Origin of the sequence: Lentzea sp. NPDC003310, assembly GCF_040610935.1 — a bacterium.
Classification (GTDB): Bacteria; Actinomycetota; Actinomycetes; order Mycobacteriales; family Pseudonocardiaceae; genus Lentzea.
Genome location: NZ_JBEXNC010000008.1, coordinates 269884 through 293221 on the forward strand (window position 1 = coordinate 269884; position 23338 = coordinate 293221).

General features: G+C 71.0%; 22 protein-coding genes. 4 read left to right on the forward strand and 18 right to left on the reverse strand.

Going from position 1 to position 23338, the window contains the following annotated elements; all coding sequences use genetic code 11:
* Positions 1 to 5: 5 nt before the first annotated feature.
* Both ABZX02_RS18470 and ABZX02_RS18475 read right to left on the reverse strand, forming a co-directional pair.
* Positions 6 to 371, reverse strand: coding sequence for a peroxiredoxin (locus ABZX02_RS18470; protein WP_355299616.1), 366 nt, complete (start codon positions 369 to 371; stop codon positions 6 to 8).
* 74 nt (positions 372 to 445) lie between these two features.
* A complete protein-coding gene (locus ABZX02_RS18475; RefSeq protein ID WP_355299618.1) occupies positions 446 to 1972 on the reverse strand; it encodes an HD domain-containing phosphohydrolase in 1527 nt (508 codons plus the stop codon).
* Between the two features lie 281 nt (positions 1973 to 2253).
* Between ABZX02_RS18475 and ABZX02_RS18480 the strand changes: the two genes are divergently transcribed.
* Both ABZX02_RS18480 and ABZX02_RS18485 read left to right on the forward strand, forming a co-directional pair.
* Positions 2254 to 3324, forward strand: a complete 1071-nt coding sequence (locus ABZX02_RS18480) for a helix-turn-helix transcriptional regulator (protein ID WP_355299619.1) — start codon at positions 2254 to 2256, stop codon at positions 3322 to 3324.
* Positions 3303 to 4445 (forward strand): hypothetical protein, encoded by a 1143-nt coding sequence (locus ABZX02_RS18485; RefSeq protein ID WP_355299621.1) that lies wholly within the window; start codon positions 3303 to 3305, stop codon positions 4443 to 4445. The genes ABZX02_RS18480 and ABZX02_RS18485 overlap by 22 nt, the downstream gene beginning before the upstream one ends.
* Here ABZX02_RS18485 and ABZX02_RS18490 read toward each other — a convergent pair.
* Positions 4442 to 4927 carry a GNAT family N-acetyltransferase gene (locus ABZX02_RS18490; protein WP_355299623.1) on the reverse strand — a complete coding sequence of 162 codons (486 nt, stop codon included), beginning with the start codon at positions 4925 to 4927 and terminating at the stop codon, positions 4442 to 4444. The two genes, ABZX02_RS18485 and ABZX02_RS18490, sit on opposite strands and share 4 nt — an antisense overlap.
* Positions 4928 to 5068: 141 nt before the next feature.
* Here ABZX02_RS18490 and ABZX02_RS18495 point away from each other — a divergent pair, with 141 nt between their 5' ends.
* The gene (locus ABZX02_RS18495) at positions 5069 to 6475 is read left to right on the forward strand and encodes a 5'-methylthioadenosine/S-adenosylhomocysteine nucleosidase (RefSeq protein WP_355299625.1); all 1407 of its coding nucleotides are present in this window, start codon (positions 5069 to 5071) and stop codon (positions 6473 to 6475) included.
* Here the strand turns inward: ABZX02_RS18495 and ABZX02_RS18500 are convergent.
* Complete coding sequence (locus tag ABZX02_RS18500; protein WP_355299627.1) at positions 6435 to 8576, reverse strand: AAA family ATPase; 2142 nt, start codon at positions 8574 to 8576, stop codon at positions 6435 to 6437. The two genes, ABZX02_RS18495 and ABZX02_RS18500, sit on opposite strands and share 41 nt — an antisense overlap.
* Positions 8577 to 8735: 159 nt before the next feature.
* Positions 8736 to 9503 (reverse strand): SDR family oxidoreductase, encoded by a 768-nt coding sequence (locus ABZX02_RS18505; protein ID WP_355299629.1) that lies wholly within the window; start codon positions 9501 to 9503, stop codon positions 8736 to 8738.
* A gap of 85 nt (positions 9504 to 9588) precedes the next feature.
* Between ABZX02_RS18505 and ABZX02_RS18510 the strand changes: the two genes are divergently transcribed.
* Positions 9589 to 10425 carry a helix-turn-helix transcriptional regulator gene (locus ABZX02_RS18510; protein WP_355299631.1) on the forward strand — a complete coding sequence of 279 codons (837 nt, stop codon included), beginning with the start codon at positions 9589 to 9591 and terminating at the stop codon, positions 10423 to 10425.
* Between the two features lie 42 nt (positions 10426 to 10467).
* On the opposite strand, the gene ABZX02_RS18515 is transcribed toward ABZX02_RS18510, so the two are convergent.
* The 13 genes from ABZX02_RS18515 to ABZX02_RS18575 all read right to left on the reverse strand — a co-directional run bounded on the left by ABZX02_RS18515 (position 10468) and on the right by ABZX02_RS18575 (position 23180).
* A complete protein-coding gene (locus tag ABZX02_RS18515) occupies positions 10468 to 11499 on the reverse strand; it encodes a hypothetical protein (RefSeq protein ID WP_355299633.1) in 1032 nt (343 codons plus the stop codon).
* An 11-nt stretch (positions 11500 to 11510) separates the two neighbouring features.
* A complete protein-coding gene (locus tag ABZX02_RS18520; RefSeq protein WP_355299635.1) occupies positions 11511 to 12065 on the reverse strand; it encodes a sigma-70 family RNA polymerase sigma factor in 555 nt (184 codons plus the stop codon).
* An 82-nt stretch (positions 12066 to 12147) separates the two neighbouring features.
* On the reverse strand, positions 12148 to 13071 hold the full coding sequence (locus ABZX02_RS18525; RefSeq protein WP_355299637.1) for a hypothetical protein: 924 nt from the start codon (positions 13069 to 13071) through the stop codon (positions 12148 to 12150).
* Between the two features lie 194 nt (positions 13072 to 13265).
* Positions 13266 to 14555 carry an MFS transporter gene (locus ABZX02_RS18530; protein WP_355299638.1) on the reverse strand — a complete coding sequence of 430 codons (1290 nt, stop codon included), beginning with the start codon at positions 14553 to 14555 and terminating at the stop codon, positions 13266 to 13268.
* The gene (locus ABZX02_RS18535) at positions 14556 to 15314 is read right to left on the reverse strand and encodes a DeoR/GlpR family DNA-binding transcription regulator (RefSeq protein ID WP_355299640.1); all 759 of its coding nucleotides are present in this window, start codon (positions 15312 to 15314) and stop codon (positions 14556 to 14558) included. It lies immediately after the preceding gene.
* A 53-nt stretch (positions 15315 to 15367) separates the two neighbouring features.
* Positions 15368 to 16294, reverse strand: coding sequence for a carbohydrate kinase family protein (locus tag ABZX02_RS18540; protein WP_355299642.1), 927 nt, complete (start codon positions 16292 to 16294; stop codon positions 15368 to 15370).
* On the reverse strand, positions 16294 to 17580 hold the full coding sequence (gene melA, locus ABZX02_RS18545; RefSeq protein WP_355299644.1) for an alpha-galactosidase: 1287 nt from the start codon (positions 17578 to 17580) through the stop codon (positions 16294 to 16296). Before melA ends, ABZX02_RS18540 begins: the two co-directional genes overlap by 1 nt.
* Positions 17581 to 17583: 3 nt before the next feature.
* Positions 17584 to 18405 carry a class II fructose-bisphosphate aldolase gene (locus ABZX02_RS18550; protein WP_355299646.1) on the reverse strand — a complete coding sequence of 274 codons (822 nt, stop codon included), beginning with the start codon at positions 18403 to 18405 and terminating at the stop codon, positions 17584 to 17586.
* 3 nt (positions 18406 to 18408) lie between these two features.
* Positions 18409 to 19296, reverse strand: a complete 888-nt coding sequence (locus ABZX02_RS18555) for a 1-phosphofructokinase family hexose kinase (RefSeq protein WP_355299648.1) — start codon at positions 19294 to 19296, stop codon at positions 18409 to 18411.
* Positions 19293 to 20207: a sugar isomerase gene (locus ABZX02_RS18560; RefSeq protein WP_355299650.1), complete on the reverse strand. Its 915-nt coding sequence runs from the start codon at positions 20205 to 20207 to the stop codon at positions 19293 to 19295. The genes ABZX02_RS18555 and ABZX02_RS18560 overlap by 4 nt, the downstream gene beginning before the upstream one ends.
* 23 nt (positions 20208 to 20230) lie before the next feature.
* Positions 20231 to 21037 (reverse strand): carbohydrate ABC transporter permease, encoded by an 807-nt coding sequence (locus ABZX02_RS18565; RefSeq protein ID WP_355299651.1) that lies wholly within the window; start codon positions 21035 to 21037, stop codon positions 20231 to 20233.
* Positions 21034 to 21921: a sugar ABC transporter permease gene (locus tag ABZX02_RS18570; protein WP_355299653.1), complete on the reverse strand. Its 888-nt coding sequence runs from the start codon at positions 21919 to 21921 to the stop codon at positions 21034 to 21036. Before ABZX02_RS18570 ends, ABZX02_RS18565 begins: the two co-directional genes overlap by 4 nt.
* A complete protein-coding gene (locus tag ABZX02_RS18575; protein WP_355299655.1) occupies positions 21918 to 23180 on the reverse strand; it encodes an ABC transporter substrate-binding protein in 1263 nt (420 codons plus the stop codon). Before ABZX02_RS18575 ends, ABZX02_RS18570 begins: the two co-directional genes overlap by 4 nt.
* Positions 23181 to 23338: the final 158 nt, after the last annotated feature.

Below are 23338 nucleotides of genomic sequence, written 5' to 3' on the forward strand. Positions count from 1 at the left end.
CGCGGTCAGTAGCTGAAGGTCGTCGCGGGCTCGTCGCCGATCCAGTTCCACATCGGCACGGTGCCGTTGAGCTCCGCGCCGGTGATGAGGCCGTCGGCGTCGAGTTGCTTGGCGTTGAAGCAGAGCGGGCAGACGAAGTAGCGGCCGCCCGCCACCTCGTAGCGCTTGAGCAGGTCGGCGATCGGCGGGCAGCCGTCGCACGCGACACCGGCGGCGGTGCCGGTCAGCGAGAGGCGCACGGCCTCCTTGGACAGGAACATCAGCGTCTCGCGCCCGGTCTCGGCGGCGCCGACCGCGACGAGGAACGCGACGGTCACCTTCTCCGGGTCCTCGAGTCCGGTGGACAGGCTGACGACGGCCTTGTTCGGCATGGTCCGCTCCTTCGTTCATCTTCGGGAGACAGGACGTTAGGAGCGGAAACGGCCCGTGTCGTCGGGCGTTCTCCCTACAGATCGAGCGGGTCGAGCAGACCGTTGCGCAGCGCGAACAACGTCGCGGTCGACCGGGACGACGCCCCGGTCTTGGTGTAGATCCGCTCGATGTGCGTGCCGGCCGTCTTGCGCGAGATGCCCAGCCGTTCGGCGACCTCGCCGGTCTGCGCGCCACGGGAGATCAGGACCAGCACCTCGACCTCGCGCGGCGTGAGCCCGGCGGGCCCCGTCACCCGCCGCCGCACCCCGTTGCCCGCGGCGGCGAGGACGGCCTCGGTGGCGTCCGGGTCGAGCGCGCCGGCCCGGAGGGCGGCCACGGCCTGCTTCTCCGTCAACGCGGGCCGGTGCGCTCTCGGTTCGAGCATCGCCCGGTACGCGCACGCCGCGGCCAGCACGCGACCGGTCATCGGCACCGACGCACCGGACAGCCCGCGGTGGTAGCCGCTGCCGTCCCGGCGTTCGTGGGCCGTCGCCGCGATCGCACCCAGCTTCGCCAGCGCGGCCGGCCGGGAGAGCACGCGTTCGGTGTAGTACGAGCTCAGCCGCACGCGCTCCCAGTCCGTGGCCGACAGCGGTCCCGGCTGGTCCAGGACCGTCGCCGGGACACCGTGCAGCCCGATGTCGTGCAGCAGCCCGGCCCGCCGGGTCGCGACGACGTCGCTCAGCGGCAGCCCCATCGAGCGCGCCGCCGCACCGGCCAGTTCCGCGACGCCCCGTGAGTGCCCGGCGCGTGAGGCGCTGCGCAGGTCGGTGAAGTCGGCCAGCGCTTCCAGTGCGGTGTCCAGTTCGCCTTCCGTCAGCGGACGCCGCAGCCACAGGTCGCCCGACCCGATGTCCGACAACACTTCGGGAGCGTGCGTGACGAACGCGTCGACCACGTCGGGAGCGAACTGGCTGCCACGGCGCGCACGGGCGACCTCCAGCGCCCCGTCCAGCCCTGCGACGCGGTGCCGGACCTCGACGACGTCGGCCAGGTGCACCAGCCGGACGATCGGCGCGATCTCCTCCCCGCCCACGCCCGCCGGCACCCCGCGCCCGTCCCAGCGGGTGAAGAACTGCCGCAGCGCCCGCCCGACGTCCGGACCGAGCCCGAGGCGTTCCGCCAGCGTCGACGTCGTGACGCAGTGCGACTGCATGCCCTGCACGACGTGCTGCCCGCCGGTGGTCAGGATCGTGGTCGCCACCCTCAGCCGGTGCCACGCCGACCCGCCGCGCCCGGCACGCCGCAGGAAGAACCCGGCCCCGGCGAGACCGGCGAGGTCGACCTCGTAGCTGTCCGCGCGGAACGCGATGTCGTCGCCGAACGACGCGGCGACCTCCGGGGAGTCGGCGACGCAGCCGACCCAGGCGAGCATCGCGGCGTAGAACAGCGACCGCCGCTCGTCCTCGGCCAGGCCCATGCGCTCGGCGAGCCGGTCCGCGATCCGCCACGACCGGAGCACGTGCTCCATCGGCTGGCCCAGCCCGAGGTCCGTGGCCAGCGAGAACGCGGCCAGCAGCTCCGTCAGGTCGACCCCGGAATCCCGGTCGGCGAGCTCCACCCGCGCAGCGTAACCCCGGATTCTCACGGGCACTGTGAACCCAGGTGGGACGTGATACCCGGTCGGCTAGGCCTACGTGTCCGGTGGCGAACCCCTTCAGGCGGGTTCGCCACCAGGCACGTGCACCCAGCCGCGGCAGTCGAGGCCGACCACGTGACCTCACAGGGGAGGCCGGCGGATCTCAGCGAACTTCAGTTCTCTCCAGCTCTGCTCTACGGTGAAAGTTAGGGCCAACACGAGCCGTCGCAACACGGCTGAAGTTCAGCTGAGGACGTGATGTCGTGACTTCCGCCGGGGATCCGGCCGTCGACCTTGCGCAACGACTGAGGTCGTTGCGCAAACAAAGCTGGCCAGACAAGCGCATCACCCAGGAGGGACTGGCCCAGGCTTTCGACGTCAGCGTGCCGCTGATCTCGTCGTGGGAACGTCTGAAGGACCCGGTGCTGCCGCCGCCGCACCGCCTCCACGCCTATGCGATCTTCTTCGCCACTGTGCGGTCGGTCGAGCGTCAGCCCTATCGGCTGATCGAAGAACTGACCGAAGAGGAGCAGACGCGTCGTGACGAGTTGCTCGCCGAGCTCACAGGACTGCGCGACCAGCTAACAGACCCGGCTCCGAGCGATACCGCACCGACCACCGACAACTTGTGGCGCTTCCCCGTCGACGAAGACATCACGATCGTCTGCTCGGAAGTGCCTCAGGCTCGGTTCGGGAAACTGCCGTTCGTCGACCCCGACGATCCCGACTACGTGGAGTCCTACCGGTACTCGGATCTCGATTCGCTCATCGAACTGCACGGGCACATCCGTGCCTTCAACCCCAACAACAACGTGCACATCCGCACCGGAGCGCGGTCACTCAGCCCGGACGAGTACACCAGCCACCTGGTACTGCTGGGCGGCATCGACTGGAATCAGGTCACGGCCGCGGTTCTGCACCGCATCGACCTACCGGTCAGGCAACTGGCTCGCCCCTATGACTCGGATCCAGGCGGGTTCGAGATCATGGACACGGCACGCAGGACCTTGCGGCCCGTGCTGAACGAAGTGGAAGGGCGAATGGTTCTCGAGGAAGACATCGCACACTTCTACCGCTCGCCCAACCCGTTCAACCGGAAACGCACCATCACCATCTGCAACGGCCAGCACTCCAGAGGAACGCTCGGTGTCGTCCGCGCCCTCACCGACGCTCGGTTCCGCGATCGCAACAACACCTATCTGTGCGAACGGTTCGCGGGTCACGACACGTTCAGCATCATCTCCCGGGTACAGGTCCTGGAGGGATCCGTCGTGACACCTGACTGGACAGTCCCCGAGATCTTGCTGCACGAATGGCCGGCGACCGCGAGGTGATCGGAGTTTCTGGCATCCGTGCCCAGCACCGCCTCAGTTCACATCACGGACTGCTGTACTCCGCGCCGAGGGACTCACCCCAGGACGAAGTGGACGCGATGATCGTGCCGTCCGTCCGTCACCCGCACGCGCTGAAGCATGCCGTCGAACTCGCCTTCCAGCTCAAGTGTGTGCTCGTAGTGCTGTGCAGCAAGCACTCGTCGGCCCGTGCAATCGCGAGATGGGTGGCAGAGGTGGACGTGCCCCTGATCGCCATCGACACAGGACGGCGAACGGAGAGACTGCTCCTGCGGTTCCGAACCTGTGACCTGCTGGAGAAGACGCGGTTCAGAAGGTTCGCCGACACCAGCCACAAGCGCAATCTGGGTTTGGCCGTCGCGCGAATGGCCGGCTGGGAACGAATCGTCTTCCTGGACGACGACATAGAGGTCCCCGACCCAGCTGATCTGCGCAGGGCGGCCGCACTCACCGATCGCTTCGGCGCAGCCGGGCTGAACCTTCACGGCTACCCCGACAACTCAGTCGTCTTCCATGCGCATCGCGAGGTCGGTGGAGATCGGAACGTGTTCGTCGGCGCCGGTGCTCTCGCGGTCTCGACCAGATCGAGCCCTTCTTTCTTCCCCAACATCTACAACGAGGACTGGTTCTTCCTGCTCAACGGTGAATCTCTCACACCTACGGCAGTGACGGGCATCGCGTGGCAGAAGCCCTATGACCCGTTCACCAACGACACGCGCGCCAGGGCAGAGGAACTCGGTGACGTCCTGGCAGAAGGGCTTTTCTGGCTTCTCCACGAGGGAAGGTCGTTACGAGAGGCCAACACCGACTACTGGCGGCGCTACCTGTGCAAGCGGCAGAACTTCATCATCGAGACCGTGAACAGGATCTTGATGATGAAGGCGTCAGATTCGCGGCAGAGAATGCTCAACTCGCTCAAGGCGGCGTCTGGGCGTTCCCAGGTCATCCGGCCTGAGCTGTGCGAGGCCTTTGTACAGGCGTGGCGCGAAGATCGCCGAACCTGGAGCTACCACCTGGAGCGAATCCAGCCGAGCAGCAGGCAGAACTTCCGTGGGGGCGATGTCCACAAGGTACTGGCGGACATCGGCATTCTCTGGACCTAAGTCGCCAGCTTCTTGATCAGGACCTTGCAGGCCTCGGCCATACGATGGCCGTTGTCATCGACTGAGGAGTAGCAGTTCACTACCCCATGCGGCCATTCAAGAAAGCCCAGACGCCTGCAGAGGCGTTCCGTCTCCACGTTGCTCACCTCGATTGCCAAGGCCACGTCCTCGTAGCCGCGCTGTGCCAGTAACCGCTCCGAAGCCTGGATCAATCGAGTGCCCGCTCCCCTGCTGCGGTGGGCAGGGTGGATTTCCAGCTGGGTGAAGAGTGGTGTGCCTGGGAGGTGGATGCGGATCTCCGGCTCCTCGGCCGGTTCCAGCCACAGGTAGGCGTCACCTATCACCAGATCGTCCTGCCAGGCGATTAGTAGCACACCTCGGTGGCCTGCCTGGCGGTCGAGGCGATCGGCGAAGTACTCCCGCCGGGCCAGTCGCTCGACCAGGGACGGGAGGTCCTCGGGACGGGCAGGTCTGATGCTCAAGCTTCGCATGACACCACAGGACCCGACTTTACCCTCTCACAAGGACCGCAGTTCCTTGACAAAAAGACGACACGACAAGGAAAAGAAGCGGTGTGCGGGTAGCTTCCCCGGGCAGGAGTGCACGGTCGAGGCAGGATCCGCGTGACGACTGAACCGACGGGCACCGTCGTGGTGCTGACGGCCCTGGAAACCGAATACACCGCCGTGCGGGACCTGCTCGACTCCCCCACGACGCACCGGCACGCCGCCGGCACGCACTTCGCGGTGGGGCCCATTCGCGGACGGGCCGGGCGCGTCGCCCTCGGGCTGGTGGGTGCCGGGAACCAGTCCGCGGCGGTGCTGACCGAGCGTGCGATCGCCGAGTTCCGGCCCCGTGCGGTGTTCTTCGCCGGGATCGCCGGCGCGCTGCACGACGACCTGGCGCTCGGCACCGTCGTCGTCGGCACGAAGGTGTACGGGTACCACGGCGGGTCCGATGACGGCGCCGGGTTCGGTGCCCGGCCGCAGTCCTGGGACGCCGACCACGAGCTGGAGCAGATCGCGCGGGTCGTCAGTCGCGACGAGGTGTGGCGCGAGGGGCTGGCCGACGCGCCCGCCGTGCGGTTCCGGCCGATCGCGGCCGGCGAGGTGGTGCTCAACTCGCGGGAAGCGCCGCTGGCGCACCACATGCGGCTGCACTACGCGGACGCGGCGGCCATCGAACTGGAGAGCGCGGGCACGGCGCGGGCCGCGCACCTGAACCGCGCGCCGTTCCTGACGGTCCGCGGCATCAGCGACAAGGCCGACGGGCTCAAGCTCGCGGCCGACAGCAAGGGGTGGCAGTCGATCGCCGCCCGCAACGCCGCCGCCTTCACCATCGCCGTCGCGGCTCAGCTGCTGGCGCCTGCGGTGCCGTCGCAGCGCGCCATCGCGGGCAACGGGTTGACGCGGCCGGTGGACGTCGGCTGGCGCACGGACCTCACCGGCACCAGACCGGCCGTCGAACGCAGTGCCGTGGAGCTGCACATCGTGCCGGTGGACGGGTACGGACGCGTGGAGCCGCACGGGCTGGAACACCTGCGGGAAGCGCTTCCCCTGCACGGCCGGGCACGTCGTCTCTTCACCGACACCGAACCGCTGACCGCCGCGGTCACGGGCGGGGTCGCCTGGGTGCGGTCGGCGCCGAGCCCGTCCGGCCACAGCGGGCTGGCCGTGCACCACACCGGGCAGCGCACGACCTGGTCGCCGTTGCCGAACGACCACCTCGGCTCGGTGCTCGACCGCGCCGACCTGGCCGAGCGGATCGAGCACGCGCTGCGGCTGCTGGCGGAGATCCCCGGTCTGCCCGCGCCCGCCTCCGTCGCGCTGGCCGCCGGGCTCGAACCGGTCGCCGGGCTCGCCGAGAACAGCCCCCGCGCGCCGCGGCGGCAGAGCACCTCGCGCATCGCCCCGCACGTGCGGGTGCACCCGTTGAGCACCCTGCCGTTCACCGTGTTGCTGGCGCACCTGGCCGAGGCGGCGGACGAGATCACCGCACGGCTGTTGCTGGCGTTCCAGCAGACCCGCTGACGAGCGGGGCCGGCAGGTCCTGAGCGTGGATCACGTGCAGCACGCTCACGGCTCGGGTCAGCGCGACGTAGAGCCGTTGCAGCCCTTGGGGTTCCGCGGCGACGATGCGCGCCGGTTCGAGCACGAGCACGGTGTCGTACTCCAGGCCCTTGGTCAGCGTCACGGGTGCCAGCGTGAGGCGGCGCGGTTCCAGCAACTCCTCGCCGAGCACCGTGTGCGGCAGGTCCTCCTCGACGAACGTCCGGCGCAGCTCCTCGACGTCCGCGTCGGCGGTGATCACGCAGATCGAGCCGTCACCGGCCAACGCCGTGCGGCACGTCTCGACGACCGCCTCGGACAGCCGGGCGGTGCGGCGCACGTGCAGGGCGTCGGCGCTGTGCCGGAACGACGCGGGGCCGGCGAGACCCGGGGCGATGTGCGGCAGGAGCCGCGCGGCGTAGTCGATGACCTCCGCCGGGACGCGGTAGCCGCGTTCGAGCACGTCGACCTTGCCGTCGGGGCGGTCGAGGTGGCGCAACACCTCCGGCCAGTCGCGCACCGCGGACGGGCTCGTCGCCTGCGCCAGGTCGCCGAGCACCGTGCAGGCTCCCGCGAGGCGGCGGCCGATCGCGCGGAAGTGCATGGGGCTCAGGTCCTGCGCCTCGTCGACCATGACGTGGCCGAGCTTGTCCGGGCGCTCGACCATGGCGGCGACCTCGTCCAGCAACGCCAGGTCGAGCGAGCTCCAGGGCATCGACTTCGCGCTGCGGGGCCGTGGAGTCAGCAGGATGCTCCGCTGTTCCTCCGCCGTGAGGATTCCTTCGGCCGCCGAAGCCAGGACCGACGGGGTCGTGAGGAGGTCGAAGACCACGCGGGCCGGGTCGATCGGCGGCCACATCCGCCGCACGGCCTGGGTGATCGCGCGGCTGCGGGTGAGCTGCGCGAGGGTGACCTCGGTGCCGCGCTGCTCGATGCGGCGCAGCACGACGTGGGCGAGGCGCTGGGCGAGCAGGTCGCGGCCGGTGCCGTAGCCGAGGCCACGTGAGCGGACGGCGGCCAGCTCGTCGGCCTGGTCGTCCACGGTCAGCCGCCAGATCCGTTGCTGCTGCTGGATCTCCGCCTCGGTGTCGGGTTCGCGGAGCTGCGACCACACGTGCCGCGCCAGCACCTCCGCCATCCGCAGGTCGCCCTTCACCCGTGCCGCCGCCGGGTCGTCGACCCTGCCGACGGCGATGCCGGGACCGGTGATGTCGTCGATGGTGCTCTGGACGACCTCGGCCTCGCCGAGCGCGGGCAGCACGGTGCGGATGTGGGCGAGGAACGCGAGGTTGGGGCCGATCACGGCCACGCCGCCGTCCCTGCGCAGCTTGTCGCGCGCCGAGAAGAGCAGGTACGCCAGGCGGTGCAGGCCCACCGCGGTCTTGCCGGTGCCCGGCGCGCCCTGCACGCACAGCGTCTCGCCGACGTCCGCGCGCACCAGCCGCATCTGCTCCGGCTGGATGGTGGCGACGATGTCGCGCATCGGTCCCTGGCGGGGACGTTCGATCTCCCGCGCCAGCAACCCTCCGCCGGACGGGGCCGGGGCGGCGCCGGTCAGGGGTTCGTCCTCGAACGCGGTCAGCGCCCCGCCGTGGTCGAAGCCGTAGCGGCGGCGCACCCGCACGCCCATCGGGTCGCGCGGCGACGCCTCGTAGAACGCGCGGGCGAGCGGGGCGCGCCAGTCGATGACGACGGGTTCGCCGTCGTCGTCGCGGACACCGCGCCGGCCGACGTAGACGAGGTCGCGGTCGGCGCGGCGGGTGTGGGCCTGGCGAGCACCGCCGTCCTCGCCCTGCTCGTAGACCTCGCCCGGCGGGTAGTCCATGCGCCCGAAGAACAACGGCGCGTCGTCGAACCCCGACAGGCTCTCGATCACCTTCTTCCGGAACTCGCGCAGCGCGTGGTTGAAGTACTTGTCCCCCACGCCGTCGCCCTCGGCGGCGCGGCGGGCCAGCATGTCGCCGACCTCGTCGCGCATGCTGATCAGCTGGGCGCGGCAGAGTTCCATGAACTCGCGTTCGCCGCGTATCTCGGGGTCGACGACGTCGTGGTCGATCAGGCGCATGGTGATGACGAGCCTCACGTGGGAACGGATGTGGAGTCGCGTTCCGGCCGGTTCCCTGCGGCGTGTGCGCGGGCGGTGATCCGACGCGCGGAGAGGCGTCGTCCCGGTCCGATCCGTCCGAACGGAGAAGTTCAGCGGATCAAGCTAGCGTGATCGACTCGGCGGGCCAACCGGTTTTCAGGCGCCCGCGCCGCCGTCCACCGGGACGATCGCGCCGTTCACCATCGACGCCCTGTCGCTGAGCAGCCACGCCGCCACCTCGGCGACCTCGCGGGGCTCGGCCATCCGCCCGGCCGGGGTGGAGGCCTTGATGAAGTCCACGACGCCGGGGGTCGCCGCCTCCCACTGGTCGATCATCGCGGTCGCCGTGCCGCCGGGCGTGATGCCGTTGACCCGGATGCCCTGGCCGCCCCACGTCACGGCGGCGGTCTCGGTGAGGCTGTTGAGCGCGCGCTTCATCGCGCCGTACGCGGGCAGGACGGGGTTGGCGCGGCGACTGCCGATGCTGGAGGTGTTCACGATCGCGCCTCCCCCGCCCTGGCGCATCAGCGCGGCCTCGGCGGTCATGGCGGTCCAGTGGGCGCGGAAGTTGACCGCGAACTGCTCGTCGATCTCGTCCTCGGAGGTCGTGTCGAGCGGGCCGGGCTGCTGGACGACGGCACCGTTGTTGAACGCGCCGTCAAGGCGTCCGTGCAGTTCCCCGGCCTGGTCGACGGCGGCGCGGATGCTGGAGCGGTCGGCGAGGTCGAGCGGCACGGCGTCGGCGGTGCCGCCCTTCGCCCGGATCTCGGCGACGATGCGGGTGAGGGCGTCGGTGCCGCGCGCGGCCAGCACGACGGAGGCGCCTTCGCCGGCGAAGAGGTGGGCGGCGGCCTCGCCGATGCCGCGGCTGGCGCCGGTGATCAGCACGACCTTGCCGGCCAGGAGTCCAAGAGAGTTCGTCATGGCACCAGCGTCGGCCCGGTGCGCGGGCTCAGGCAGGCACAGGCTGTACCAGGCTCGGCGGCGGCCGGACGTGAATACTCGGGGTATGGACAAGCAGCAGCTCGGCGCATTCCTGCGCAGCAGGCGGGAGCGGCTGCGACCCGAGGACGTGGGGCTGACCGCGGGACCGCGGCGCCGGACGTCCGGGTTGCGGCGCGAGGAGGTGGCCGTGCTCGCGCACATCTCCACCGAGTACTACGTGCGGCTCGAACAGGGACGGGCGCCGCGGCCGTCCGCCGAGGTGCTCGCCGGGATCGCCGGGGCGTTGCTGCTCACCGACGCCGAGTCCGACCACCTGCACGTGCTCGCGGGCACGGCTCCCAGCCGCACGGGGACGCACCGGCGCGACGTCCGGCCGAGCATCCTCGCGTTGCTCGAACGGCTGCCGCGCACGGCCGGGTTCGTCGTCTCGGCCACGTTCGAGGTGCTGGCGTGCAACGACCTGATGGCCGCGCTGATGGAGGACTTCCGGGAACTGCCTCCGCGCGACCGCAACCTCGCGCGCCGCGCGTTCCTGGAGCAGCGCGAGCTCTACGGCGTCTCGGACGCGAGCGAGTTCCGCCACCACGTGGTGATGCGGCTGCGCAGCGCCCTCGCGCGGTACCCGGCGGATCCCGAGGTGTCCGGGCTGGTCGAGGAACTGCGCGCGGGCAGCGCCGAGTTCGCGCGGCTCTGGGAGCGGCACGACGTGCAGGCGGCGCCCGTGCTCACCAAGACGTTCCGGCACCCGGCGGTCGGCGAGATCACCGTCGACTGCGACTCGCTCGCGCTCGAGGACCGCGACCAGTACCTCGTGCTGTACAGCGCGGTACCCGGATCGCGGGACGCGGAAGCGCTTGCGCTGCTGGACGTGCTGGGCACGCAGACCCTGACAACCGGGTAGTCCGAAGAGGACCATGTTCGGTCCTCTTCGGACTGTGATCGATCAGAACTTGCCGGCCACGATGTCGGCGAAGTCCACCCGGGACGACTTGTAGTTCGCCACCGAGGTCCCGGTGTCCGGGACGACCTCGGACCGGATCGGCAGACCGTTGCCCGCGTCCACGGTCACCACGTGGTCACCGGTGTCACCGCCCTGGACCCCGGGCGGCGCGCTGAGGGTGAGCGCCGCCTTGCCGTCGACCTCGGCCTTGCCGATCTTCACGCCGCCGATCGTCGAGACCAGCTTCAGCACGCCCGCGCGGACGTCGGCGTTGGCGGCGCCGATGAACAACGCGTACGTGGCGCTGCTCCACAGGGTGTGGTTGATGCCCTCCTCGAGCTCCTTGCCGGTCGGACGCGGCTGGGGCGGCGGCACCGGCAGGCCCTTGAGCCGGAAGACCTCGGCCCTGTCCGCCTGCGCCTCCGCCCACGCCTTGTCCTTCTCGGCGTCGCTCTTGCCCAGCGCCCAGCCGATCGTCGCGTTGACCATCGCGTTCTTCGCCTGCTCCAGGTCACCGGTGGCGGCGAGGCGGGCGGCGTCCAGCACGGTCCTGTCGTACTCGGACATGAGGTCGTCGCCCTTGGCGGCCGCGTCCCGCAGCGTCTGGGGCGAGTCGCCGTAGAACTTCTGCCCCTTGTCGGTGTACACGGTGTAGAAGACGTACGGGCTGCCGTCGGGCGCCTTGGTGAAGCGGATGATCAGCGACGAGTCGCCGGTCTGCGGTCCCGCCTTGACATCCGACGCGAGCTTCACCAGCGGGGACTCCACCACCTGCGGTGCCGCGACCTGGGGCGCGGTCGGCGCGCCGCCGCCACCACCGGTCGTCGTGGCGATCACCACGGCCGTCACGGCAGCGGCGGCGCCCAGGGCGGCGACGCTCACCTTGGGCCAGGAGAACCAGCGCTTCGGCCGCACGACCGTGTTCTCGGCCGGCTCGGCCATCGCGGCCTGCAGCGCGGTCCGGGCGCGGTCGTACGCCTCGGGGCCGGGGGATGGCACGTCACGCATCTTCTTCATCAGATCCATCTCGTCCATGGGGTGTCTTCTCACGTTGTCGGGACTCCCAGCAGCGCGACCACCTCGGGGGCGTCGCGCAACGCCTTGCGTGCCTGGTGCAGCAGCCGGCGGGCCGTGCCCGCCGGGATGTCGAGCACCCGTCCCGCCTCGGCGACGGTCAGGTCCTCCCAGGCGACCAGGCCCAGCACCTCGCGCTCGTCCGGTCTGAGCCGGTCGAGCGCCTGCCGCAGCGACGCCTGCGTGTCCACGCGGGTGTCCACCTCGGGCCACGGGTCCCAGCCGGTCGCCACACCGGTGAGGTCCGGCGCCGGCTCCTCCGCCGGCGCGGACCGCCAGTGCCGCCGCAGCCTGTTGAGCGCCACGCCGTACAGCCAGGGCCGTGCCTCGGGGTACGAGCGGTCGTAGCTCGCCCGCGACTCGAAGGCCGCCACCCAGACGTCGCCGAGGACGTCCTCGGCGGTCTGCCTGCCGACCCGGCGCGCGAGGTAGTTCCCGATCGCGGTCTCGTGCCGGCTGATCACTTCCACGAAGGCATCGGTGTCTCCGCTCAGCGATCTGCCGATCAGTTCCGCGTCTGACGACATGAAGCTCCTCGGGTTTCGCTTCGCCCTACACCCCGTCTTTGCCGACGCGGGCCGAAACCGTTCAGGTTGCTCCGCCGTGTGGTCAGCGCGCCTTCCGCCGGATCAGGAAGCGACGCCTCGTCGGCTTCCCGCCGTCCGCCGGAGCCGGGACCCGCACGGCCATCAGCTCGTCGACGACGTCCGCGACGTCCCGTCCATCTCCCGGGTCGACGGCGCCCGCGATCAGGAGCTGGCAGGCCTTGCCCAGCACGGAACGGCGGTGGGCGTGGTCGATCACCTTGCCGCTGGTGGCGCCGATGTGGCGCAGGCTGAGTCCCTGGGCCATCCCGGTGAGCATCATCGTGAGCTCGTCGAGGGAGATGCCGGGGCGCAACGACACCCCGCGCGCGTCGAGGATCTCCGCGTACACGGCGCGCCAGTAGTCGAAAGAGTGCTGGTACACGCCCGCGAGCGCTTCCCTGACCTGCTCGTGGAAGTCGGCCAGTCCGGTCACCAGGTACTGGAACCGCGCCGAGGTCTCGTCGGCGTAGAGGATCTTCATGTCCGTGTACGCGACCTTCTCCACCGCAGCGCTGAAGAACGGGGTCTCGCGGAGCTCCGCGCGGGTCACCTTGTCGATCATCCCGTCGGTCAGCGAGTAGCGCTCCCGCAGCACGTACCGGACGAGATCACCCATGTAGAGGGTGAGGTTGGGCCAGGGGTCCTTCATCGTGCCGACGGACGGCCTCGTGTCGGCCTTCCTCCAGTCGGGCGGGCTGCCGAACAGCGCGTGGGCGATGTGCTCGTCGTGCCGCGCCTCCTGGAAGATCCTCTCCGCCTCGTCGGTGATGTTCTTCTGCGTCAGCGTGCACAGGGGACGGGGTTTGTGCTCCTTGTTCTTCAGGCTGAGCAACTCCTCCTCGGCTAATCGCCGGCCGGCCTCCAGGCACGCCCTCACCACCGGGCTGTTGGCCAGCTTCCGGCCGGAGCGCAACCTGCCGCTGAACTTCCGAACGTTGAGAGCCACGTCATCCAAGGGACCTTCGTACATGGGCCGAGTATCGCGATCCCCGGCCCGGAATTCTCCTCCGCAAGGGAGCAACTGCGCAGACGTACCGGTCCGGCCCAGGTCCGGGTTCCCTGTGCTCAACGCCCCGAGCAGAGAGGTGGTCGACGGTGACCAGGAACTCGCGCAAGCCCCGCAGGCAGTCGGAGTCGCGCTCAGTCCTCGCGTTGCAGGCCGGTCTGGTCCTGCTGCAGCTCGTCCTCGCCCTGGTCGAGATCGCGGAGGCGGTCAGCCGGTGAGGGCTCGACGGTGCGGAAGCCCCTCGTCCAGTAGAACGACGGGGTGGCCGCGGCGACGGCGGCGAGCACCAGCATCGCCGTCGTCAGGCCGAACGCCTCGGCGAGGACCGTGCCGATCACGGCGCCGACCGGGACCGTCGCGACGGTGACCGCGTTCACGAGCGCGCTCACCCGGCCCAGCACCGCCGGCTCGGTCCGGCGCTGCCGCAGCGACAGCAGGATCACGGCCCACGCGGTCGCGGCGGCGCCGAAGAGGAACTGGTACGCCAGCAGGACTTCGAACGGCCTGCCCAGCGCCGCGGCGGGGATCAGGAACAGGGCGGCGGCCGCCACCGACGCGCACACCGCGCACGCGAGACCGGTGCCGAGCCTGCGCGCCGCCCACGCCGATCCCGCCGCGCCGAGCACCGCGCCGAGGCTGAACGCGGACATCGTCAGACCGACCTGACCGGGTCCCAGCAGCAGTTCCTGGTAGGCGTAGACGAAGAACAGCGCGCCGATCCCGCTGCCGGCGAGGTTCAGCGTCGCGGTGCCCAGCAGGCTGCGCCGCAACACCAGGTCCGCGCGCAGGTACCGGATCGCGTCGCCCACCTGCCGGTGAACGGGTGCCGCACGACCGGTCTGCGCCTTGGTGCACAACGCGGGCGCGGTCGCGAACGCGAGGACGACGGCCGAGGCCGCGAACGTGACGGCGTTGAGCAGCAAGGCGAACGGCACCGACGCCGCCGCGACGAGCCCGCCGCCCAGACCCGGTCCCGCGATGCGCACGAGGTTGAGCAGACCGGACCGCGTGGCGTTCGCCCGGTCCAGCCGCTCGGCCGCGACCAGGTGCGGGATCGCGGTTTCCGCGGCCGAGTCGAACACCGCCGACGCGACACCGAGCACGGCCGCGAGGACGTACAGGATCCAGACCGACCGGACGCCCGAGGCGATGGCGGCGGCCGCGGCGAGCAGGGCGCCCGCGCGGACGAGGTCCATCGACACCAGCACCGAACGCAGGCGAGCGCGGTCGATCAGCACGCCGCCGAACGGGCCGAGCAGTGCGGCCGGGAGGAACTCCGCGACCAGCAACAGGGTCGCCGGGCCGATGCCGGAGCCGAAGGCGAGGACGGCGACGGCGGGCAGCAGCACCACGGTGACCTGGGTGCCGATCGTGCTGACGGCCTGCGCCACCAGCAGGAGCCACCAGTCGCGGCGAGGCCTCATCTAGGCGACGACGACCTCGACGCCTGCCGCCCGCAGCCGTTCGAGTTCGGCCGTGGGAGCCGAGGAGTCGGTGATGACGACGTGGACGTCGGTGATCCCGGCGATCCGGGAGAACGCGCGCTTGCCCACCTTGGAGCCGTCCGCGAGCACGACCACGCGGTCGGCCGTGCGCAGCAGGCAGTGGTCCGTGTGCGCCTCGACCTCGTCGTGCGTCGTGATGCCGCCGCGCGCGTCGATGCCGTCGACGCCGAGGAAGACCAGGTCGAGGCTGATGCCCGCGAGGGCGCGGTCGGCGATCGGGCCGACCAGCTCGTAGCTCTCCGGCCGCACGCCGCCGCCGGTGACGACGAGGTCGATCGTGGGACGGGGGCACAGGTCCGAGGCGATGTTGAGCGCGTTCGTCACGACCTTCAACGGCCTGGTGCCGGCGAGCAGGCGCGCGAGCTCGGTGGTCGTGGTGCCGCCGTTGAGGCCGACCGAGTGGACGGACTCGGTGACGAGCCGGACCGCGGCCTCGGCGATCTGGCGCTTCTCCTCGCGGCGCCCCACCCGGTACCGCAGCGGCAGCTCGTAGATGACCTCCGCCGCCACCGCGCCGCCGTGGGTGCGCTTGAGCAGCTTCTGCTCCTCGAGCGACTGGAGGTCGCGGCGGATCGAGGCGACCGACGTGCCCAGGTCCTCGGCGAGCCCGGTCACCGTCACCGAGCCCGCGTCCGCGAGCCTCCCCAGGATCGCAGCAAGGCGCTGCTCTTGACGCATCCGATCACTATAACGCACAAATGATGCTCGATTGATCGCTAAATGAGCACAAATCACGCAATCGGACTGCTCGTTATCTCCACATCGCGAGCCAATGCAGTCGCTTCGGCCAGGGTCGGCTGGGTCGCGACCCCACCGGCACCCCGGGTCGACAACGCGCCGGCCGCCGCACCGAGCGCCAGCGCCGCGCGCAGGTCGCCCTCGCGCAGCCAGCCTGCCAGGAACCCGGCGTCGAACGAGTCGCCCGCGCCGACCGTGTCCACCGGCTCGACGACAGGCGGACGGGCGCTGATCAGCTCGTCACCGGCCAGTGCGACGCACCCGTCCCTGCCCGCCTTGACGACCGGCAGCGTGCCGGAGGCGGCCAGCGCCGGCAGCGGGTCCGCGGATCCGGACAAAGCCACCGCCTCCGCCTGGTTCGGCAGCACGAACGTGCACCGCGCCAGCAGGTCCGCGGGCACCGACCACGCGCCGGACGGGTCGTCGTTGGTGTCGAGGGAGGTGGAGGCGCCCTGCTCGCGCACCGCCCGGAACACCTCGGGCAGTCCGGCGGCGAGGCGGGGCTGCAGGAAGTACGACGCGGCGTGCACGTGCCGGGCCGCGACCGCCGGTACGTGCTCAGGACCGAACGCGGCCAGGCACCCCGGCGCCGTCAGGATCGCCCGGTCCCCGCCGTCCTGGTTGAGGCACACCGTCAACGCCGTCGGCAACGACTCGTGCCGGACGCACGCGCTGATGTCCACGCCTGCGGACTTCAGCACGTCCAGCACGAAGTCGCCCGCCGCGTCCCGGCCGACCATCGCGGCGAGCCCCACCTCCAGCCCGAGCCGCGCGGCACCGTGCGCGACGATCGCCGCCGACCCGCCGAGCGCGAGAACCCCCTGCTCCACCAGCGTTTCCGCCTGACCGTAGGCGGGGACGGCGGGCGCGCCGGACAGCAGGACGTCCGGGTTCGCGTCGCCGACCACGAGGAGGTCCATCACGCGCCCCGCAGCGAGGCGGGCAGGAAGTCACCGTGCGCGGCCGTCAGCGCGGCCACGAGGTCGTCGATCTGGCCGACCGTCAGCGCGGCCGCGGTCGCCGGGTCGCACAACGCCGCGTGCCGCACGTGGTCCGGGTTCCCCTCGACCGCCGCCGCCACCGTCAGGTCGACCACGGTGAGGAAGCTCCGGTTCAGCGCCGCGAGCTGACGCGGCAGCGCACCGACATGGTGCGGGTGCACGCCGAGCCGGTCGAGCGTGGCGGGCACCTCCACGGCCGCGCCCTCCGGCAGGTTGGAGATCAGGCCGCGGTTCGCGACGTTCACCTGGATCGTGCGGCGCCGGCCGGTGACGAGGCTGTGGATCACCTGCGGCGCGTACTCGACGGCGTCGTCGGCCAGCGGCGGGGGCGGTTCGCCTGCGGCCAGCGCGTCCCTCGTCTTCTCATACGTGGCCACGTTCTCCGCGCTGATCGCCGCGTAGTCGCGGACCGGCAGCCGCAGTCGCTCCACTTCGGACTCGTGGCGCAGGTACCAGGGCACGTACTCGGACGAGTGCTCGCTCGTCTCCGTCGGGTAGAAGCCGAACCGCCGGTAGAGGTCGACGCGCGTGCGCCGCAGCAGTCCCGGATCGGCGGCGATCGCGGCGTCCAGCGCCGGGTACAGGTCGCGGCCCTCGTGCTGCCAGCGCAGGATCCACGCCTGGTGGTTCACCCCGGCGGACAGGAAGTCGACCTCCTCGTGCGGGACGCCGACCAGCTCGCTGAGGTCGTGGATCGTCCAGTGCACCGAGTGGCACAGGCCGGCGACCTTGAGCTCGGGCGCGACGGTCGCGAGGTACTGGACGTTCATCGCCATGGGGTTGGTGTAGTTCAGCAACCAGGCGTCCGGGCACACGGCGAGCATGTCCGCCGCGAGCCCGTCGAGGAACGGGAAGGTGCGCAGGCCGCGGAAGATCCCGCCGATGCCGAGCGTGTCGCCGATGGTCTGGCGCAGCCCGAACGACTCGGGCACGTCGAAGTCGGTCAGCGTCGCCGCGTGGCCGCCGATCGCGACCATGTTGACCACGACGTCCGCGCCCTCCAGGGCTTCGCGGCGCGACAACGAGGTGCGGATGCGCGCGGCACCGGCGCCCAGGGCGAGCGACGCCGCGACGCCCAGCCGTTCCTCGTCGATGTCGTGCAACGAGACGGTGACGTCCGCGAGCTCCGGGAACGACAGCACGTCGCGCAGGAGCTGGCGGGTGAACTCGACGGAACCCGCGCCCACGAAGGCGATGGTGAACATGGATCAGCCTTTCAGCACTCGGATGAGCCGGGCGACCTCGGCGGACACGGCCGCGCGACCGGCGCCGAGGTAGCGCCGGGGGTCGACGAGGGCGGGGTCCTCGCCGAGCACGTCCCGCACGCTGGCGGTGAAGTGCTTGTTGAGCTGCGTGGCGATGTTGATCTTCCGCATCCCCGCGCGCACGGCGGCCGCGAGGTTGTCGTCGGCGACACCGGACGACCCGTGCAGCACCAGCGGCACCGGCACCGCCTCGCGCAGCGCGGTGATCAGCTCGAAGTCGAGCTCGGCGTCGCGGCTCAGCATGGCGTGCGAGGAGCCGACGGCGACGGCGAGCAGGTCGACGCCGGTGGCCGCCACGTACGCGGCAGCGTCGTCCGGGTCGGTGCGCGCGCCCGGTGCGTGCACGCCGTCCTTGCCGCCGATCTCGCCGAGCTCTGCCTCGACGCCGACGCCTTCCCAGTGGCACCACCGCACGACGTCGGCCGTGCGGGCGACGTTCTCGTCGTGCGGCAGCGCGGAGGCGTCGAACATCACCGACCCGAACCCGAGCCGGACGGCCTCCCGCACGAGCTCCTCCGACGTGGCGTGGTCGAGGTGCACCGCGACCGGGACGGCCGCCGCGGTGGCGACGGAGAGCGCGGCGGCGGCGATGGGGCGGAGAGTTCCGTGGTAGCGCACGGCGTTCTCGCTGATCTGCAGCACCACGGGTGCTCCGGTCTCCTCGGCCGCGGCGGCGATCGCCTCGGCGTGCTCGACCTGGATCACGTTGAACGCGGGGACCGGCGCGGGCCCGCCGATCATGTCGCGAAGCTTCGCCAAGGGCATGTGCTAGTCCTCTGGAACTGGTCTGGGCGTGACGTCCGCCCGGTGCTGGTCGTAGAACGCGCGGTCGAAGTCGCCGGCGAGCGGGGCGCGCACGGCCGCCGCCGACAGGGCCACCGCCTCGGCGAGGCGCCGCGGCCACGGCAGGTGCCACCCGGCGACCAGCGCGGCGACGGCGGCGTCACCGGCTCCGGTGGGGTTCCCGGTGACCACCTCGGGCGGCGCCGCCGTCCAGACCCCGCCGGCCGTGTGAGCGGTCATGCCGCGCGCCCCGTCGGACACGAGCGCGGCGGCGGCGCCGAGCGCGAGCGGATCGTCCACATCGGACGCGGCGGTGAGCTCGCCGCGGTTCGGGGTGATGACGGCCGGTCCGGCCGCCGCGCCGAGGCTCAGCGCCCGTCCGTCGGCGTCCAGCACCACCGGTACCGGTGCGAGGCGCACGAGAGTGGCGTAAGCGTCGTCCGGAACCCCTTGGGGCAACGACCCGGAGAGCACCACGACGTCGGCGGTCGCCGCGAGCTCGGTGTAGTGGCGCAGGAACCCGGACCACTCCTCCGGCGTGACGACGGGTCCCGGTTCGGCGAAGAGCGTCGCCTCGCCGGAGCCGGTCACCACGGCGACCGTCCGCCGCGTCTCCCGCGCGATCGGGAACATCGCCTGCGGCACGCCGGAGCGGTCGAGGTCCTCGCGCAGCACCTGCCCCGCCGCGCCACCGGTCAGCCCGGTCGCGAGCGCCGGAACGCCCAGGGCGCACAGCATCCGCGCCACGTTGACGCCCTTGCCACCCGCGCGCACCGCCACCTCGGTCACCCGGTGGGTGTCGCCCGGCACGAGCGCGTCGACCCGGTAGGTGACGTCGAGCGCCGCGTTGAGCGTGACGGTCAGCGCTCTCACGGCGTGCCGTTCAGGATCACCGACCGGGTGAGGTTGCGCGGGGTGTCGGGGTCGAGCCCGCGCAGCAGCGCCACCTCGACCGCGAGCCGGTGCACGGCGACGAGCTCGGCCAGCGGGTCGCGGTCGCGGGCGACCCAGCGCCCGCCGACGGCGGCGACCTCGTCGCCGAGCCCCTCGGGCGGGGTGCCGAACGCCCAGACCAGCGACCCCTCGTCGGTGATCGCGATCGGGCCGTGCCGGTACTCGGCGGCCGGGTAGGACTCGGTCCAGCTGAGCGACGCCTCGCGCATCTTGAGCGCCGCCTCCGCCGCGAGACCCGTCGTCCAGGGCGCGCCGCCGAGGAACGTGAACTGGTTGCGCGCCACCAGGTCCGGCTCCACCGCTTCGACGAGGGCCTGCTCGGCGTCGAGGACGGCGCGGTCGAGCCGTTCGCCGAGGTGGGCGCGGAAGAGCACGAGGGCCGTGGTGGCGAACCGCGTCTGCACGACCGAGCGCTCGTCCGCGAACTCCAGCGCCACCACGTGGTCCGCCAGCTCGGTCGCGGGCGTGCCGGGCGTTCCGACGACCACCGTCGTGGGCACGTCCGGAAGCCGTCGCAGCACGTCGATCACCTCGGTGGTCGTGCCGGAGCGGGTCAGGGCGACGACCCGGTCGTAGGCGCGGCCGAACGGGAACTCGGAGGCGGCGAACGCGTCGGTCTCCCCCAGCCCCGCGTCCTCGCGCAGCCGGGCGTAGGCCTGGGCCATGAACCAGGAGGTGCCGCAGCCGACGACCGCGACCCGTTCGCCGGGGGCGGGCAGGGCGGCCACGACCTCGGGGGCGGTGGCGAGCGCGATCGCCCGGCGCCAGCAGGAGGGCTGGGACTCGATCTCGGCCGTGGTGTGCAGCCGCGCGGCGGAGTTGCTGTGCATGGCGGATTCCTTTGGTCGATCAGTCACTTGATGCCCGCTGCGGCCACCGACCGCACGAAGAACCGCTGGGCGAAGAAGAAGACGAGCAGGACGGGCAGCTGGCTGAGCACGGTGCCCGCCATGAGCTTGGGCCAGTTCGTCGTGTGCGCGCCCTGAAAGCTCTGCAGTCCTACCTGGACGGTCAGCGAGTCCGGGCTCTGCAGCACGATCAAGGGCCACAGGAAGTCGTTCCAGGTCTGCAGGAACGTCAGCACCGCGAGGGTCGCGAGCGTCGGCCGCATCAACGGCAGCAGCACCTGCAGCAGCGTGCGGAGCCTGCTCGCGCCGTCGATCCGCGCGGCCTCCTCCAGCTCACGCGGCAGCGTGGTGAAGAACTGCCGCATCAGGAACACCCCGAACGCGGTGGCGAGGTTGGGCGCGATCAACGCGCCGAGCGTGTCGACCAGTCCCAGCGACCGCATCATGATCAGCAGCGGCAGCATGACGATCTGGAACGGCACCATGAGCGTCGCCAGCATCAGGAAGAACGCCACCCGGCTGCCGATGAACCGGATGCGCGCGAACGCGTACCCCGCGAGCGAGCAGAGCAGCAGGTTGCCCGCCACGCAGACGACCGAGACGACGAGGCTGTTGACGAGCCACGAGCCGAGCGGCGCGTCCCGCATCGCGGCCAGGTAGTTCTCCCACTCGATCCCGCTCGGCAGGCCGGGCGGGAAGCGGCGTGACTCCTCCCTGGTGGAGAACGACACCAGCAGCATCCAGACCAGCGGCGTGACCATCACGACCGAGAGCGGCAGCAGGACGAGGTGCAGAGCGCTGGGCCTTCTCATCGCACCTCGTAGTGGGACCGGCGGTTGAACCGCAGCTGCAGGAGGGTGAAGGCGCCGATCAGCAGGAAGACCGCGCAGCCGATGGCCGCCGCGTACCCGCCGTCGAAGCTCACGAAGGCCTCGTTGTAGAGGTGGTAGACGAGCACCGTGGTCGCCCGCAGCGGCCCGCCCTTGGTCGTCACGTACACGGCGTCGAAGAGCTGCAGGCCGTTGATCGTGAGCCACACCAGCAGGAACCCGGTGGCGGGCGACACCAGCGGCAGCTCGACGTGCCAGAAGGAGCCCACCCGCCCGCAGCCGTCCAAAGAGGACGCTTCGATCAGGTCCTTCGGCACGTTCTGCAACGCGGCCAGGTAGATGATGACCGCGAACCCGAGCCAGCCCCACACCGTCATGGCCACCACGGCGAACAGCGCCTGGCCGGGGTCGGAGAAGAAGCCCTGCTTCGGCAGCCCGACGGCATCCAGCGCGGCGTTGACCAGCCCGAACTGCGGGTTCGCGAGCCAGCTGAACATGATGCCGGTCGCGACCGTCGAGGTCACCAGCGGCACGGACACGGCGAGCCGGTACAGCACGACACCGCGGATCTTCTGGTTGAGCATCACGGCGATCGGCAGGGCGAGCGCCAACGTGATCGGCACGAACAGCGCGACGTAGACCAGGGTGCGGCGGGCGGCGTCCCAGAACAGCGGGTCGGCGACGAGTTTCGCGTAGTTGTCGGCGCCGGTGAACGTGCCGGGCGAGGTGAGGTCCGTGCGCTGGAAGGAGAGCACGAACGACCACACGACCGGGACGAGCCCGAACGCGCCGATCAGGACCACGGCCGGTGCCGCGAAGCCCCAGCCGGCGGCGTGGTCGGCGAGCCTGCGCCGGTCTGCCGTCACGAGCCCGCCAGTTCCTGGTCGACCTCACCGCGGGCCTGCTCCAGCGCGGCCTTCGGCTCGGCCTGGCCGAGCAGCACCGCCTGCACGGCGGTGCCCAGCACCTGCGAGATCTTCGGGTACTGCGGGATGTTCGGCCGGGCCTTGGTGACGTTCTTCGCGAGGTTGTCGACGAACACCTTGGTGCCGGGGTACTTCGCCTCGAACTCGGCGTAGCCCGACAGGTCCACTTCGGACTGCCGGATCGGCAGGTGACCGGTCTCCAGGGCGAACTCGAGGTGGATCTCGGCGGAGAGCAGCCACTTCAGGAACGGCAACGCGTTCTTGCGGCCGTTCTCGCCGAACACGACGAACGTGTCCGGTCCCGCGATCGTCGCGTGCGTGACCTTGCCCGGCAGGATCTGCACGCCGTAGGAGACGTCCTCGTTGATCGAACCGAGGTCCCACGGCCCGGTCCAGAGCATCGCGACACGGCCGGAGTTGAAGAGGTTGAGGTACTGCTGGTCGCCCGCGTCGAGGTAGACCGACTTGTCCGTGACGGCCATGTCGCGCAACAGCTGCATGGCCTGCGTGCCGGCGTCCGAGGCGAAGGCAGCCTTCTTGCCGTCCGCCGACAGCAGGTCGCCACCCGCCTGCCAGAGCAGCGCGAGGAACCGCCACACCGTGTCCTCGGTGCCGTCGTTGACGTACGCCCAGCCGTACCGGCCGTCGCCGCTGAGCTTCTTCGCGGCCGCGCGGAAGTCGTCCCACGTCCAGGAGTCGGTCGGGTGCGAGACGCCGGCGTCGTCGAAGAGCTTCTTGTTGTAGACCAGGGAGAGGTTGTCGACGAGCGCGGGGACGCCGTAGATCTTGCCGTCCACCGTCGCGGCCTCCCGCCCGGCCGGGAAGAGGTCGTCCCAGCCGAAGCCCGCGTCGCCGCGCAGCACGTCGGTGAGGTCCTGCGTCTGCGGGCGGCCGGTGAGTCCGGTGATCGAGGAGCCGTACTGGTAGGCGGCCTCCGGCGGGTTGCCCGACGCGAACGACGCGAGGGTCTTCTGCAGCGCGTTGTCGTTGCCGCCGTTGAACACCAGCTCGACCTGCTGCTCGGGGTGCGTCGTGTTCCAGCGCGCGGCGAGCTTGTCGAGCGCCGCCGCCTCCTGGTCGGTGTAGCCGTGCCACACCTTGGCCTTGCCGTCACCCCCGGAGCCCGTGCCGCAGGCGGCGGTCAGGGCCAGCGCGGCCCCCATCGTGAGCACCGTCCGGCGACTCAGCGCTCGTGCCATGTCGACTCCTCAGGGGGTGGGTGCGGCTCTGTGGTCGGGGACACTAAGCCGGAATCGCTCAAACAAGCAAGCATTCTGACCGAATGAGATTGCTTTCTGGCCCTCACGGCAGGTTCTCGCTACAGTCGCTCAGACTCAATCACCGTTCGTGAGCGATC

Bases quoted from the DNA above. Each gene is read 5' to 3' on its own strand.
- ABZX02_RS18470 (WP_355299616.1), bottom strand. From the start codon at position 371: ATGCCGAACAAGGCCGTCGTCAGCCTGTCCACCGGACTCGAGGACCCG.
- ABZX02_RS18485 (WP_355299621.1), top strand. From the start codon at position 3,303: ATGGCCGGCGACCGCGAGGTGATCGGAGTTTCTGGCATCCGTGCCCAG.
- ABZX02_RS18505 (WP_355299629.1), bottom strand. From the start codon at position 9,503: ATGACGAACTCTCTTGGACTCCTGGCCGGCAAGGTCGTGCTGATCACC.
- ABZX02_RS18510 (WP_355299631.1), top strand. From the start codon at position 9,589: ATGGACAAGCAGCAGCTCGGCGCATTCCTGCGCAGCAGGCGGGAGCGG.
- ABZX02_RS18515 (WP_355299633.1), bottom strand. From the start codon at position 11,499: ATGGACGAGATGGATCTGATGAAGAAGATGCGTGACGTGCCATCCCCC.
- ABZX02_RS18520 (WP_355299635.1), bottom strand. From the start codon at position 12,065: ATGTCGTCAGACGCGGAACTGATCGGCAGATCGCTGAGCGGAGACACC.
- ABZX02_RS18530 (WP_355299638.1), bottom strand. From the start codon at position 14,555: ATGAGGCCTCGCCGCGACTGGTGGCTCCTGCTGGTGGCGCAGGCCGTC.
- ABZX02_RS18535 (WP_355299640.1), bottom strand. From the start codon at position 15,314: ATGCGTCAAGAGCAGCGCCTTGCTGCGATCCTGGGGAGGCTCGCGGAC.
- ABZX02_RS18540 (WP_355299642.1), bottom strand. From the start codon at position 16,294: ATGGACCTCCTCGTGGTCGGCGACGCGAACCCGGACGTCCTGCTGTCC.
- melA (WP_355299644.1), bottom strand. From the start codon at position 17,580: ATGTTCACCATCGCCTTCGTGGGCGCGGGTTCCGTCGAGTTCACCCGC.
- ABZX02_RS18550 (WP_355299646.1), bottom strand. From the start codon at position 18,405: ATGCCCTTGGCGAAGCTTCGCGACATGATCGGCGGGCCCGCGCCGGTC.
- ABZX02_RS18560 (WP_355299650.1), bottom strand. From the start codon at position 20,207: ATGCACAGCAACTCCGCCGCGCGGCTGCACACCACGGCCGAGATCGAG.
- ABZX02_RS18565 (WP_355299651.1), bottom strand. From the start codon at position 21,037: ATGAGAAGGCCCAGCGCTCTGCACCTCGTCCTGCTGCCGCTCTCGGTC.
- ABZX02_RS18575 (WP_355299655.1), bottom strand. From the start codon at position 23,180: ATGGCACGAGCGCTGAGTCGCCGGACGGTGCTCACGATGGGGGCCGCG.